This is a genomic window from Pseudarthrobacter sp. PvP004, from assembly GCF_017876035.1.
Lineage (GTDB): Bacteria > Actinomycetota > Actinomycetes > Actinomycetales > Micrococcaceae > Arthrobacter > Arthrobacter aurescens_A.
In genome coordinates, this window is sequence record NZ_JAGINL010000001.1 from 3713448 (window position 1) to 3727012 (window position 13565).

15 protein-coding genes are annotated in these 13565 nt (G+C 61.9%); 8 read left to right on the forward strand and 7 right to left on the reverse strand.

The window, feature by feature from the left end:
• Position 1: 1 nt before the first annotated feature.
• Positions 2-961: a DNA topoisomerase IB gene (locus tag J3A64_RS16775; protein WP_210064993.1), complete on the reverse strand. Its 960-nt coding sequence runs from the start codon at positions 959-961 to the stop codon at positions 2-4.
• A 44-nt stretch (positions 962-1005) separates the two neighbouring features.
• Positions 1006-1485: a Dps family protein gene (locus J3A64_RS16780; RefSeq protein ID WP_014920468.1), complete on the reverse strand. Its 480-nt coding sequence runs from the start codon at positions 1483-1485 to the stop codon at positions 1006-1008.
• Positions 1486-1794: 309 nt separating this feature from the next.
• On the opposite strand from J3A64_RS16780, the gene J3A64_RS16785 reads away from it, so the two are divergent.
• Positions 1795-1965 carry a DUF4175 domain-containing protein gene (locus tag J3A64_RS16785; RefSeq protein ID WP_143711595.1) on the forward strand — a complete coding sequence of 57 codons (171 nt, stop codon included), beginning with the start codon at positions 1795-1797 and terminating at the stop codon, positions 1963-1965.
• 90 nt (positions 1966-2055) lie between these two features.
• Here the strand turns inward: J3A64_RS16785 and J3A64_RS16790 are convergent, their stop codons facing one another.
• Positions 2056-2280: a hypothetical protein gene (locus tag J3A64_RS16790; RefSeq protein ID WP_014920467.1), complete on the reverse strand. Its 225-nt coding sequence runs from the start codon at positions 2278-2280 to the stop codon at positions 2056-2058.
• Between the two features lie 117 nt (positions 2281-2397).
• Between J3A64_RS16790 and J3A64_RS16795 the strand changes: the two genes are divergently transcribed.
• From J3A64_RS16795 to J3A64_RS16805, 3 genes are read left to right on the forward strand one after another with little or no spacing between them, the layout of a single operon-like run.
• The gene (locus tag J3A64_RS16795; RefSeq protein WP_043805687.1) at positions 2398-2925 is read left to right on the forward strand and encodes a DUF6328 family protein; all 528 of its coding nucleotides are present in this window, start codon (positions 2398-2400) and stop codon (positions 2923-2925) included.
• 5 nt (positions 2926-2930) lie between these two features.
• The gene (locus J3A64_RS16800; protein WP_143711594.1) at positions 2931-3644 is read left to right on the forward strand and encodes a DUF6766 family protein; all 714 of its coding nucleotides are present in this window, start codon (positions 2931-2933) and stop codon (positions 3642-3644) included.
• A gap of 51 nt (positions 3645-3695) precedes the next feature.
• A complete protein-coding gene (locus J3A64_RS16805; RefSeq protein WP_014920464.1) occupies positions 3696-3962 on the forward strand; it encodes a Rho termination factor N-terminal domain-containing protein in 267 nt (88 codons plus the stop codon).
• A gap of 60 nt (positions 3963-4022) precedes the next feature.
• Here J3A64_RS16805 and J3A64_RS16810 read toward each other — a convergent pair whose 3' ends face one another.
• Positions 4023-4889 (reverse strand): Ku protein, encoded by an 867-nt coding sequence (locus tag J3A64_RS16810; protein WP_014920463.1) that lies wholly within the window; start codon positions 4887-4889, stop codon positions 4023-4025.
• Positions 4890-4927: 38 nt separating this feature from the next.
• Between J3A64_RS16810 and J3A64_RS16815 the strand changes: the two genes are divergently transcribed.
• Positions 4928-7486, forward strand: a complete 2559-nt coding sequence (locus tag J3A64_RS16815; RefSeq protein WP_210064995.1) for an ATP-dependent DNA ligase — start codon at positions 4928-4930, stop codon at positions 7484-7486.
• Between the two features lie 109 nt (positions 7487-7595).
• Here the strand turns inward: J3A64_RS16815 and J3A64_RS16820 are convergent, their stop codons facing one another.
• Positions 7596-7856, reverse strand: a complete 261-nt coding sequence (locus J3A64_RS16820; protein WP_210064997.1) for a hypothetical protein — start codon at positions 7854-7856, stop codon at positions 7596-7598.
• Positions 7857-7905: 49 nt separating this feature from the next.
• Positions 7906-8106: a hypothetical protein gene (locus J3A64_RS16825; protein ID WP_043469623.1), complete on the reverse strand. Its 201-nt coding sequence runs from the start codon at positions 8104-8106 to the stop codon at positions 7906-7908.
• 186 nt (positions 8107-8292) lie between these two features.
• Between J3A64_RS16825 and J3A64_RS16830 the strand changes: the two genes are divergently transcribed.
• Together J3A64_RS16830 and J3A64_RS16835 are read left to right on the forward strand one after the other, a co-directional pair.
• Positions 8293-9177 carry a putative protein N(5)-glutamine methyltransferase gene (locus J3A64_RS16830; RefSeq protein ID WP_210064999.1) on the forward strand — a complete coding sequence of 295 codons (885 nt, stop codon included), beginning with the start codon at positions 8293-8295 and terminating at the stop codon, positions 9175-9177.
• 287 nt (positions 9178-9464) lie between these two features.
• A complete protein-coding gene (locus J3A64_RS16835; RefSeq protein ID WP_011773048.1) occupies positions 9465-11099 on the forward strand; it encodes an MFS transporter in 1635 nt (544 codons plus the stop codon).
• 129 nt (positions 11100-11228) lie between these two features.
• Here J3A64_RS16835 and J3A64_RS16840 read toward each other — a convergent pair whose 3' ends face one another.
• Positions 11229-12644: a PLP-dependent aminotransferase family protein gene (locus J3A64_RS16840; RefSeq protein WP_210065001.1), complete on the reverse strand. Its 1416-nt coding sequence runs from the start codon at positions 12642-12644 to the stop codon at positions 11229-11231.
• On the opposite strand from J3A64_RS16840, the gene J3A64_RS16845 reads away from it, so the two are divergent.
• Positions 12643-13563, forward strand: a complete 921-nt coding sequence (locus J3A64_RS16845; RefSeq protein WP_210065003.1) for a DMT family transporter — start codon at positions 12643-12645, stop codon at positions 13561-13563. The genes J3A64_RS16840 and J3A64_RS16845 overlap by 2 nt on opposite strands.
• Positions 13564-13565: the final 2 nt, after the last annotated feature.

Here is a 13565-nt window from a genome sequence, read left to right on the forward strand (position 1 = left end):
TCTACCTCGGCGCCTCGCCGTTCAAGTAGGCAGCAATCGAGGCTTCCGTGGGCTTCACTTCCTTCAGCTCTTCCGAGAGGAAAGCCTCGATGATGCGCGGGTCTACGTAGGAAGAGCGGGCCACGGAGGGGGTGTTGCCCAGCAGCTCCGAGGTCTCCTTAATGGCCCGCACAATCGCTTGGCGGGGAGTCCCCTTGTGGCCTGATTTGATGAGGTACATTGCTGCCGCGGCTGTCCCCTTCCACGTCCGGAAATCCTTGGATGTGTAGGCTTCGCCGGCGATTCCGCGCAGGTATTCGTTGATCATGGAAGCGTCCACGGAGACCCATGAGCCGTTGGCTTGGTAGGCCAGCAGTCGCTCCTTGCCTGGCCGTCCCACGAGCGGCTCAAGGAAGGCCGCCAAGGCGGGATCGTGAATGGAAGTGTCCCACAGCTGGCCACTCTTGCCGGGGAATTTCAGGAAGACGTCCGGACCGTCCACCCGCGCGTGACGGCAGCGGAGAGTGGTGAGACCGTAGGAGCCGTTCTGCTTCATGTAGATTTCGGAACCGACGCGGAGCGCGCCCAGATCCATGAAACGCACTGCGGCCGCAAGGGTCTGCTGCCGGGGTTCAGTGGCGTCTTGGAGGTGGACTGTCACGTTGCGTCGAACCGTTGGCAGGATCAGGCCGAGCTTGGCCGCCCGGATAAACTTTTCGGTGTCTTTCCGCTCCCGCCAACCTGGGTGGTAAATGTACTGGCTGCGCCCTGCGGCGTCCACCCCAGTAGCCAGAATGTGCCCGTGTTCGTAGGGACTGATCCACACATCGGTCCATGCAGGCGGGATCGCCAGCGCATTGATGCGCTGGCGATCCTCTTTGCTGACCAAGCTGCCATCGGGGTGGCGGTAACTGAATCCCTTCCCGACCTTGCGGCGGACAATACCGGGCTTGGAAAGGTCACTGCGCTTCAGCCTGGGCATGGCCTGTCCGCCCTGTTCGCGATCAGCCTGGTCCGGGGTTCTGTCTAGGCCTCGTCCGGATCCGTCACGGCAGCGCCGGCGTTCATGATTTCGGCGTTGATCATCCATACCAGCTGCTCAAGGCGGGCGATGAATGCATGCAGAAGGTCCGCCGTCGTGGGATCTTCTTCGTCCACTTCGTCATGGACATCGCGCATGGTCTGGACTGCACGCTCTACGCGGTCAGTGACAAGCTTGACGGCGTTCTTGGTGTTGACCAGGCCAGCCGGGAATTCTTCCAGGCGAGTGCCCTTGGCGATGGTCGCACTGCGGCCGTCGGGCAAGGCGTGAAGGGCCCTCATGCGCTCGGCAGTGTCGTCAGCGAACTGGCGCGTCGCCAAGACCAACTCGTCCAGCTGGAGGTGAAGGTCGCGGAAGTTCGGACCCACGATATTCCAGTGTGCCTGCTTTCCCTGGAGCTGTAGCTCGATCAGGTCTGTCAGGACGATCTGAAGGTTGTCTGCAAGCTGCTGTGACGCTTTCATGTGTTCCTCTCGTGGACGTTCATGTGAGCGAAAAACGTGCCGCTGAATATCTGCGGCAACTGCCCAATCATCAGGTGACGACTTCAATAAGCCTTTCATAAGGGTGCTTAGTAGTACAATGAGGAGTGTTACTGTTCACGACTGGCGAACTTCGCCCCTCAGCGAAGCCCGCTTCGTGATAACTGAAAAGGCACTTCGAGGCGACGGACCGCCTCCAAGTACCGGCATAACTAAATCGAAGTAAATCGGAATGCATAGTTGGGAATCGGCGATTCATCAAAGATTCCCCCAGAAAGGAATGTGCTGACCATGAATACGCTTCTGATCATTGCTGGTGTAGTAGCAATTGTTCTCCTTCTCGTAGGCGGCTTCTCGCAAGCCCTGAACTGGCTGCTGTGGGTAGGCGTCATCCTCCTCGTCATCGCGGCCATCGGCTGGCTGCTGAGCTTCATGTCGGGTCGTAGGGGACACACGGTATAGAGCAACGGGGGCTTGCTCCAGACGACGTAGGGCTGCCCCCCGCCGCAGCACAGCTGCAGCCCGGGGGCGGCCCTCAGCCGTCCTCGGAGCTTATTCAGCCCCGTCCGGACTTTCTCCGGTGGTCGAGGGCGGGGGTGCCGCGTCGGGGTCCTGGGGAGTGGGGAACTCGTCACCCGGAGCCTCGGGCTCTCCCTGGGCCGGCCGTTCGGGCGTCTCGCGCTCATCACCCTGACCGGGCATTTCCTGCTCAGGCGTGGGCGTGCCGTAGCCGCCGGGCTCGCTTTCCGGGTCCACGCGGTGTTCGTCCTGACTCATTGCTTCCTCCTTGGAAATCCGATGAGGCCCCGACACAAAAGATCGAGGAATGCTGATAGTTCCGACCGTAGTCCGGAGTATGGTCGTCGTCCACCAGAACCACACGGAGGTGCACAGATGGTAGAGCCGGAGCAGGCTCCCCGGATCGGCAGGAACGAGTCCACCGAGGAACGGATGGACCGGAACTGGATGGAATTGATCCAGGAGTTACGGGTTCTCCAAACAGGGGTGCAGATCCTCGGCGGTTTCCTGCTCACACTCCCCTTCCAGGAACGCTTCGAACTCCTGGACGACTGGCAACGGAGCCTCTACCTCGTCAACGTGATGGTGGCAGCCCTGACCACCGTCCTCATCGTGCTCCCGGTCAGCGTTCATCGCCGCTTGTTCCGCAGGGGGCTCAAGGCCACCCTGGTTTCGAGTGCCGATGTGGTCACCAAGTGGGCTTTGGCTGGTGTGGCTTTGTTGATCGTTGGCTCTGCCACCCTCGTTTTTGACTTCACCGCCGGCCGGACGGCTGGGCTTGTTGCTGCAGGATTCATCATCCTGGTGCTGCTGCTCCTGGTGGTGGGAACGCCGCTATGGCTGCACCGCCGCGCCATCCGAAACGGCGACGGCTACGGCAACGGCATTGCAAGGGAAGAGTGAGCCCGATGCTGAGACCCGTCAAGCACCCCGACACATCCGGCAAGGACAAGACGCCCGCGCGCCATTGGGTCAAGGACCACGGCTTGCTGTTGGTCAACGCAGGCCTGTTCGTCGTCTTCCTCGGGGGAATGATCATCTCGGGAGCGGCAACTTATAGCGAGGAACAACAGGCTCACGGCCAGCCGGCCACCGGGATCCCGGATTTCTTGACATCAGGCAGCTTCTGGGAAGCCGTCTTTGAAAACTGGGAATCGGAGTTCCTTCAAATGGCCATGTACGTGGTCCTTACCGTTTTCCTGTTCCAAAGGGGATCCTCGGAGTCAAAACCCGTGGACAAGGAAGCACCACAGGACCAAGATCCCCGCGATGCCAAGAAGTCACCCAAGACCCCGTGGCCGGTGAGGCGCGGCGGCTGGGTGCTGAAGGTCTATGAGCACTCGCTCTCCGGCCTGCTGGGCCTCCTGTTCCTGGCCTCCTTCACATTGCACGCGGTAGGTGGCGCGGCCGCTTACAACGAGGAACAGCTCAGCCATGGCCTGCCCGAGGTCTCCACCTGGGAATACATTGCTTCCAGTCAATTCTGGTTTGAGTCCTTCCAGAACTGGCAGAGTGAGTTCCTTGCTGTGGCCGTCCTGGTGGGAGCCTCCGTGTACCTCCGTGAACGTGGTTCGCCCGAGTCCAAACCGGTAGCGGAACCGCACTACGAAACCGGTGCCTAGTAGAAGTAGGGAGAATTAGGGACTAGTGGAATTAGAGAAAGGAAACACATCTTGCCGGGAAAGAAGAATTCCAGCTTGAAGGACCCAAAGCTCTATGAGGAGCTTCGCGATGATGGCGCTTCCAAGGAGAAGGCAGCACGTATCTCCAACGCTGCCGCAGCCAAAGGCCGCAAAGAAGTAGGCAGCAAGGGAGGAAAGTCCGGTGATTACGATGACTGGACCGTGGACAAATTGAAGTCACGTGCAAAAGAGCTCGGCCTCAAAGGCTACTCGGCCAAGAAGAAATCTGAGCTGATCTCCATGCTGCGGAATCACTAACCAACAAAAGCTGCGGCCGCCCACCGGACGGCCGCAGCTTTGTGGAATTACGACGCCGGTTCACGCCTTTTTCTTGGCCCGCGCCTTTGGTTTGCTGGCAGTTTTGCTGGCGGCAGCAGCGTCGTCGTCCGCTTTTTCCTTGCCGCGTTTCTTGTCCAGGCTGCGCTTGAGCGCTTCCATGAGGTCGATGACGTCGCCGCCCTCGCCTTCACCTTCCACCACGCCGAAGGTTGCCTCGGTGTCCAGCGCTTCGCCCTTCTCCAGCTTGGCCTCGATAAGTGTCTTCAGCTGCGCTTGGTAGTCATCGGTGTATTCGTCGGGATCAAAGTCGTGCGCCATGGATTCCACCAGGGCGGAAGACATTTCCAATTCCTTGTCCGAGATCTTGATATCAGTCTCCAGCGACGGGAACTTGGCCTCGCGGACCTCATCGCCCCACAGCAGCGCCTGGAGCAACAGCACATCCCCCCGCACCCTGAGCGCCCCCAAGCGGGTCTTCTGCCGCAGTGCATACTGGACAATGGCGATTCTGTCCGTGTCCTCGAGCGTCTGCCGGAGCAACATGTACGCCTTGGGCGATTTGGAGTCAGGCTCCAGGAAATAGCTGCGCTCGTACATGATGGGGTCCAGCTGCTCGGCGGGGATAAACTCCACCACCTCAATTTCGCGGCTGTTCTCCTCAGGCAACGACTTCAATTCGGCGGACGTCAGAACTACCGTGCGGCCTTCTTCTTCGTAGGCCTTGTCAATATCCTCGTACGCCACAACTTCGCTGCAAATTTCGCATTTCCGCTGGTATCGAATGCGCCCGCCGTCCTTATTGTGGACTTGGTGCAGGCCAATATCGTGATCCTCCGTGGCACTGTAGAGCTTCACTGGTACGTTGACCAGACCGAACGCGATAGATCCCTTCCATATGGCCCTCATGCACCCAGTCAACAGCACAACACAGCAGAGGAGAAGAGGTGGCAGGCAAGCAACAGGAGCGGGTGAACGTGGAAGGCCACGAGCTCACCCTCACCAACCTGAACAAAATCATCTACCCGGAAACCGGCACCACCAAGGCCGAAGTGCTGGAGTATTACGCCGCAGTGGCGCCTTTCCTGATCCCTGCCGCTGCCAACCGGCCCGTCACCCGCAAGCGCTGGGTCAACGGAGTGGGTACCGCCGAAAACCCCGGGCAAGTGTTCTTCCAAAAGAACCTTGAGGACTCGGCACCCAAATGGATTCCCCGTGCCGCCATTCAGCATTCGGACCACACCAATGTTTATCCCATGGTCAACAACCTTGCGACGCTCACATGGATGGCCCAAATCGCGTCGCTGGAAATTCACGTACCGCAGTGGCAGGTGGATCCTTCAGGGAAGTCGCTCCGCCCCGACCGTTTCGTCCTGGACCTCGACCCCGGGCCCGGGGCAGGACTGCCCGAGTGCGTTGAAGTGGCCAAGCTTGCCCGTTCCATCCTGCAGGACATGGGAATGGACCCGGTCCCTGTTACCAGCGGCAGCAAAGGCATCCACCTCTACACTGGCCTGGACGGGACGCTGAAGTCCGAGCAAGTGTCCGCCTTCGCCAAAGAGCTGGCCCGGGCCTTGGAATCGGACCACCCCGAGCTGGTGGTCAGCGACATGAAGAAGTCCCTCCGCCACGGCAAAGTGCTGGTTGACTGGAGCCAGAACAGCGGGAACAAGACCACCATCGTCCCGTATTCGCTGCGCGGGAAGGCCCACCCTACGGTCGCCGCGCCCCGCACCTGGCGGGAGCTCTCCTCTCCTTCGCTGGAACACCTCGACTATGTGGCCGTGATGAAGCGCGTGAAGACAGGCAAAGACCACTTCGCGCCGATCTCCGAACGCCACCTGCCGCCTCACGGCGAGGATGAGAATGACGACGACGGTACTGCCGGAAGCAGTTCAGGCACCGGCCGTTCCCGCGAGCGTGTGGTGACAGTAGAGAACCGTCTCGCCAAGTACGTCGGGATGCGCGATCCGGGCAAAACCCCGGAGCCGTTTCCGTCGTCGTCGGCTGTTTCTGCCTCCCCGCAATCGGCGGGCTCCGCCTCCGATCAGCCGAAGCCGGGCGATCCTCCACCGCCCGGCGGCATTTTCGTCATCCAGGAGCACCACGCCCGCCGCTACCACTTGGACCTGCGCCTGGAGCACCATGGCGTCCTGGCTTCCTGGGCACTGCCGCGTGGCATCCCGGAAAGCCCCGACCGCAACAACCTTGCCGTTCATACCGAGGACCACCCCATGGAATACGCGAACTTCGCGGGCGTCATTCCCAAGGGTGAGTACGGGGCCGGGACCATGACCATTTGGGACCGCGGCGAGTACACCTGCGAGAAGTGGCGCGACGGCAAGGAAGTGATCGCGACGCTCACAGGCGAGCCGGGTGGTGGCCTTGGTGGCACCAAACGGTTCGCGCTCATCAATACGGGTCAGAACTGGCTGATCCATCTCATGAAGGAGCAGCCGGGAGGGCGTCGGGGCGCCCAATCTGCGGCCAAAGCCGCGGCACCCAAGTCCGCTCCGACTCAGGCCCCTGCTCCCCGGCCCATGCCGAACTACACCCCCATGCTGGCCACTTCCGGGACCACCGCCGATCTCCGCGGCGACGATTGGCTGTATGAACTGAAGTGGGACGGAATCCGCGCAATCATCACCGGCACCGAGGGCAGGATCCGACTCATGAGCCGCAACGGAAACGATCTCACCGCCGCCTATCCCGAACTGACGGACCGCGCATGCTGGCCCGACGGCGATTTCGTGGCTGATGGCGAAATTGTGGCGCTCGGCAAAGGATCGCGGCCTGATTTCGGCCGGCTGCAGCTGAGGATGAACTTGGTCAAAGCTGCGGACATCGAACGTGCCCGGGCAACGGTTCCGGTGCAGCTCATGCTGTTCGATCTTCTGTACGACGACGGCACGGACCTTAGCGGGCTGCCTTTCCACGAGCGCAGGGAGAGGCTTTCCGGATTTGCGGATCGCTTGCGGGGCGGCTGTCCCCTTCACCTTTCCGCGGTGCTGGACCACGACGTTGAGGACCTTATGACGAGTGCCGCCGAGCTTGGCTTGGAAGGAGTCATGGCTAAGAAAGCCGACAGCCGTTACGTGATTGGCCGCCGCAGCAGGTCCTGGATCAAGCTCAAACTGGAGCAGAGCCAGGAAGTGGTGGTGGGCGGTTGGCGGCCCGGTGCCGGTGCACGGGCCGGGACCTTCGGCGCATTGCTGCTGGGCATCCCGGACGGCGACAAGCTACATTACGTGGGCCGGGTGGGCAGCGGTTTCAAGGACTGGCAGCTCAGGGACATCATGGAGAAACTGGAGCCCCTGGCTATTGTTGAGTCGCCGTTCGCGGACATTCCCCGGGAAGACGCTGCGGGCGCTACATGGGTGAGTCCTGAGCTCGTGGCGGAAGTGACATTTGGGGAATGGACGGGCCCTGGAAAGCTGAGGCATCCGGTGTGGCGTGGGTGGCGTCCGGACAAGTCCGCTGGCGAGGTAACGCTGGCCGGCTCATGAACCAGCCCAACTTTGGAACCAGCCCAACTTTGGAAACCAGAGGCCCGTCCTGACGGTGCAGTAAGGGCTGGCTTGTCCCGAAGCTGGGCTGGTTCGTAGGGAGTTGCTGTTAGGAGGAGTGCGGCATCTGCGGGCGGCTGGTCCTGTGGACCGCCGTCACGGCTGCGCCTTGGCCCATACGGCCATGGGCTTGGTCGCGTTCCTTCGGGTGGCGTCGTTTGCCGTTACCGTCAGGCCATTGTTTGCTCTGGTCAGCGCCCAGTGCCACGGCAATGGTTGTGGGCTCGGGCATCGGGGCCATGTCCATGGACTCCACCAAGTGGCTCGCTACCTCAGGATTGATGCGCTCAGAATCGTGATTCGCAGTCATGGTTCTTCCTTTCCAGTGTGCCTGTATTTCCATGTGCCTGTCCGCAGGTTTACCAGCGGACCTTCTTCTCGGTCTTAGCCTGCTTGCCGCTGGCGGAGGTGGGCTTGTGCCCCTTGCCGGTGCTTTGCCAGCCGGCCGGTGCACCGCCCCCGGATTTGCTGGCCAGCATTGCCTTCTGGGCGTCGGTCAGTTTGGACTTGATACCACCGGAAGCCGGGGTCTTCTTGTTTTCGGAAGGGTTGGCAGTCATACGTGGACTCCTAAAAGTGTGAGTCCTGAAGAGACACGTATCCCATGTCGTTGCGGTTCGGGAAAAAGGCGTCGAGAACGGGAACGGCATGGAGGCAGGGCCTCAACAGGCGTGGATTTTTGTCAGGTGAAACTCGGCTGTGCCGCGAGGGGCCGGAGGCCGGTCTACTCAAAAATCAGTGTTCCCATGCCTCATACCCTAACCAAGACCCGGCAGATTTGTGAACCCCTCACCTGCAGCTTCTTCCAACCGCACAAGGATTCATCCTCGGCTAGCATGGCAAACGTGACCCGGAGAGCATCCATCGCCACCACATTGCGCGCTGCCGGCTGCGTTTTCGCGGAGGACGAAGCCCAACTCCTCATCGACGCCGCCCACCATCCGGAGCAGCTCAACCGCATGGTGGACCAACGTCTCAGCGGACAGCCCTTGGAACACATCGTCGGGTGGGCGGATTTCTGCGGGAAGCGCATGTCCGTAGGACCTGGCGTGTTCGTGCCGCGGCGTCGCACGGAGTTCCTGGTGCGGGAAGCGGCGATGATCGCCAAGCCGCTAACAGCCAGGCGCCGTGCCGTCGTCGTGGACCTTTGCTGCGGTTCCGGCGCTATAGGTGCAGCTCTCAACGATCTCCTGGGGAGCTGCGAGCTGCACGCGGCGGACATCGACCCCGCCGCGGTCCAGTGCGCGCGCCGCAACGTTGAGCCCCGAGGCGGCTCTGTGCACCACGGCGATCTCTACGGAGCCCTCCCCCGGGAACTGCGCGGGAAGGTGGACATCCTGTTGGCGAACGCGCCGTACGTGCCCACAGAGTCAATCGGGATGATGCCGCCGGAGGCGCGGCTCCATGAGCCGCGGGTGGCGCTCGACGGCGGCGCTGACGGTTTGGATGTGCAGCGTCGGATAGCGCTGGGGGCGGCTCAGTGGCTTGGGCCGGGAGGGTCCGTGGTGATGGAAACCTCGGGACAACAGGCGCTGGAGACCGCTCGGATTCTAGGCGAGGCGGGGTTCATCGCGGAGGTGGCCTCGGACGAGGAATTGGAGGCAACCGTGGTGATCGGATCATCACGGTAGCCCCCTCAAATCATCAGCTTTTGGGCCCGAATCCGGCACGTTAAGTTGGCTCAGCTAAACAATTTGGTAACAACGTGCTCCGGAGGGCAAAAACGGGTCCGGATCCGCATGTTTACGGGGCAAGAGCGGGTAATGAGATGCAACACAGCTAGGCAATTTGCACCCTCATATGGCCCAAAAATCGGATCTCAACTCGGGATTTCAGCCCAAAACGCGTAAAATTGAAACCCTGCCCAGAGCGGGGCAGCAGAAGTCGCAAGCAAATGACCTCCCTAGGAGAAGCCCAAATGCCCACAGACCAAAGCAACACCGTCTCTCCGGATGGCGCAAGGAACGCCACCGGGAACCAGGTATTGGCAGGCCCCACCCCGGCCGCCACGAACGCAGCACATGCAGTAAAGAACGCAACCAAGAAAACGAAGCTTCGCCCGAAGCGCCGGCTGAAAGAGTCCGACGTCAACGTGGTGAACAAGCCGATGCTGCGCAAAGCACTCGGCGGCACGATCGTCGGCAACACCATGGAATGGTACGACGTCGGCGTGTTCGGCTACCTCATCACCACCATGGGTCCTGTCTTCCTGCCCGAAGCAGACCCATCAGTACAGACACTCTTCCTGCTGGGCACCTTCGCCGCAACCTTCATCGCGCGCCCCCTCGGCGGCGTCGTATTCGGTTGGCTGGGCGACAAGGTGGGCCGCCAAAAGGTGCTCGCAGCAACACTGATGCTCATGGCGGCAAGTACGTTCGCCGTCGGCCTCCTTCCCGGCTACGCGCAGATCGGCATCTGGGCCGCCGCGTTGCTGGTGATCCTGAAGCTCATCCAGGGCTTCTCCACCGGTGGCGAGTACGCCGGTGCCACAACCTTCGTCAGCGAGTACGCCCCGGACAAGCGCCGCGGCTACTTCGCCAGCTTCCTTGATATGGGCAGCTACATCGGCTTCGCCCTCGGCGCCGCCCTGGTTTCGGTCCTGCAGCTGACGCTCGGACAGACGGCCATGGAGGAATGGGGTTGGAGGATTCCGTTCCTGATCGCTGGTCCGCTGGGCCTCATCGCCGTGTATTTCCGTAGCAAGATTGAGGAATCCCCCCAGTTCCAGGCAACCCTGGACGCCCAGGAAGCTTCTGCCAAGGACGCAGCATCGCAGGATGCTGCGGTAGCCAAGGGCCCCATTGGCATCATCAAGGCCTACTGGCGCCAAATCGTGCTGGCCATGATCCTCGCAGCCGCAGCCAACACCGTTGGTTACGCCCTGACGTCGTACATGCCCACATACCTTACGGATTCCAAGGGTTACGACCCCGTCCACGGCACCTTGCTGACCATCCCGGTCCTGGTGATCATGGCCGTTTGTATCCCGCTGACCGGTAAGCTCTCCGACCGTATCGGCCGGCGTCCCGTGCTGTGGATCGGCGCAGGCAGCACCATCGTCTTCGCTATACCAGCCTTCCTGCTGATCGGCATTGGCGACATCTGGTCCACACTTGCCGGTCTCGCATTGATTGCCTTCCCGGTGACGTTCTACATCGCCAACCTGGCTTCGGCCCTGCCGGCCCTGTTCCCGACATCCAGCCGCTACGGCGGAATGGGCATCGCGTACAACTTCTCCGTAGCGATCTTCGGTGGAACCACGCCGTTCATCGTGCAAGGCCTTATCGAAGGCACCGGCGACGACATGATGCCGGCGTACTACCTGATGGCAACGTCAATCGTGGGTGCGGTGGCCATCTACTTCCTGCGTGAATCCGCCCAGCGTCCCCTGCCCGGCTCCATGCCCAGTGTGGACACCCAGGCAGAGGCACGCGAGCTCGTGGCAACGCAGGACACCAACCCGCTCATCAACCTGGACGAAATGCCGTTCGACGGCCGGCCGATCGATGATGCCGTGTTTGGCAAGAGCGACAAGGACTTGACCCCCGCTTAGGAACTCACTGCCTGCAACTTCTGCACAGCGACGCTTAATACAAGCGATTCAGTTAGTTCGCGGCAGTTTGCCGCCCACCGTAGCCACCAACCCCAAGGCGCTCTCCTTGGTGTTGGTGGCTACGGCTTGTTAAGCGCCCAACTGCGATTGGACTGCCTCGCCAATGATCCGCGCACCTTCCGGGAAGGCGCCCGGATTGGGTCCGGTGTAGTTGAGGCGGATGTACGGCCCTTCCGGCTCAGCGGGGAACCACTCCGTTCCGGCGGCAATGAGCACCCCGGCAGCCTCGCAATCTTTGGTGAGCTGATCGACGTCGAACCCGTCCGGCATCCGCAACCACAGGTTCAAGCCACCCTTGGGCAGGTGGCTGAGGTGGGCCTGCGGAACATGTTCGCGGAGGCTGGTGACCAGGAGGTCGCGCCGCGACTGCAGTTGGTGGCTGAGGCCGCGAAGGTGCGTCTGCCACCCGGGCTGCGTGACGACGTCGAGCGCTGCCGCCTGAAGCAAGCCGCTGACATACATTGACTCGGCGGCTTGCGCGCCCATGATGCGTTCGCGTGCAGGACCCCGCGCGATGATGGCTGCGATGCGGATGGATGGCGAAACGCTCTTGGTCAGCGATCGGATGTACACCACGTGGCCGGAGTCGTCCTTGGCGGCGAGTGGCACTGATGGCGCGGTGATGCCGAAATCGTGTGCCCAGTCGTCCTCCACAAGGAAAGCTCCGTGCCGCTGGACGATCCTCAGGACCTCCTCGCCACGCTCCGCGGACCATTGCGCACCTGTGGGATTGGCGAAATTGGGTTGCGCGTAAAACAACCGCGCTCCGGATTCCTCAAAAGCCCTCTCCAGCTCGTCCGGGTCAGGCCCCTCCGGGCCGCTGGGGACAGGAATGACATTTACCCCGGCCTGGCCCGCTGCCAGCAGCGCGCCCCAGTAACTGGGCGACTCCACCAGCAGCGGCTGGCCGTGCCCCACCAGACCGCGGAAAATCGAGCTGAGTCCGCTCTGGCTGCCTGGAAGAACGACGACGTCGCTTGGCTGGGGCGGCGTGACGCCAACCGGCGTTGAGGTACTCAGTTCATGCGCGAACCAGGTCTGAAGTTCGGGAAGCCCCTGCGCGGGCGGCCGGGACAGGGCGGCGTCTCCCCTTGCGGCCCGCGTGAGGGCGGCGCGGACGAGTCTTTCAGGGAGGAGTTCGCGGTCCGGATACCCCGAGTGGAACGCGATGACGTCGTTGGTGGCACTGCGCATGGCGGCAGAGTTCAGGGGCCGCGCGGTTTGGGCCGCCCGCAACGCCGCTGTTTGCCAGCCGTAGTCCGAGGGCCTGGCCGTGCGGTATGCCCGCACGAAGGTTCCCACGCCGGGACGGCTCTCGATGAGGCCCTGGGCCGTGAGTGTCCTCAGGGCTTTCTGCACTGTGACGGGGCTTGCTTGATATTCGGCAACGAGTTGTCGCGTGGATGGCAGTTTGGCTCCCGGCGCCGCCCCTGCGATCCATTCTTTTACTCGCGAGACGATCCGAGAACTGCTATCGTGATTCATGAGTCCTAATAGTAGCGCTACTACACTTTCTCGACCAGTGGTATCCACCCGGACATCGACCGGAATCTGGTGGGGCCTCCTCGGCGTCGTTGCTTTCTCCTTCACGGTGCCGCTCACCCGGGTGGCTGTGGAGGGCATGTCTCCCCTATTTATCGGAGCGGGCCGTGCCGTGGTTGCCGCCATCCTTGCAGCGCTTGCCTTGGGCCTGACCCGGCAACGTTTTCCACAGGGCATCCAATGGTTGCGGCTGGCTGTGGTGGCCGGAGGGATCGTGGCCGGATTCCCGTTGCTCACTACCTTCGCCCTCACCAGCACGTCCGCCAGCCATGGAGCCGTGGTGATCGCGCTACTGCCCGCAGCCACGGCCACCGTAGCGGTGATCAGGGGACGCGAACGTCCTCGCCCGTTGTTCTGGGTCCTGACCGCGGTGGGAGTGATTGCCGCGGTGGTATTCGCCTTGGTTCAGTCCGGTGGATTTGGTTCCCTCCACTGGGCGGACCTGCTGCTGCTTGGTGCCGTGGTTGCCGCCGCAATTGGCTATGCGGAAGGCGGATTGCTGGCCAGGGAACTCGGCGCATGGCAGACCATCTCCTGGGCCTTGGTAGTGGCGGCACCCGTGATGATCCTGCTGACGGTGGTCTCGCTGGGTTCCGGCGCTCCTTCTGCCACCCCAATCCAGTGGTTGTCCTTCGCCTACCTTGGGGTGGTGAGCATGTTCCTCGGCTTCTTCGCTTGGTACCGAGGCCTGGCCATCGGACCCATGGCGCAGGTCAGCCAGATCCAACTCGTCCAGCCCGTCATGACCATCGCTTGGGCAGGACTCTTGTTAGGCGAGTCGATGACCTGGACCACCATTGTGGGCGGCCTCGCAGTGATCGTCTGTGCTGGTGCAGCTGTCCGCGTCAGGCTCAGGAAGTAGGA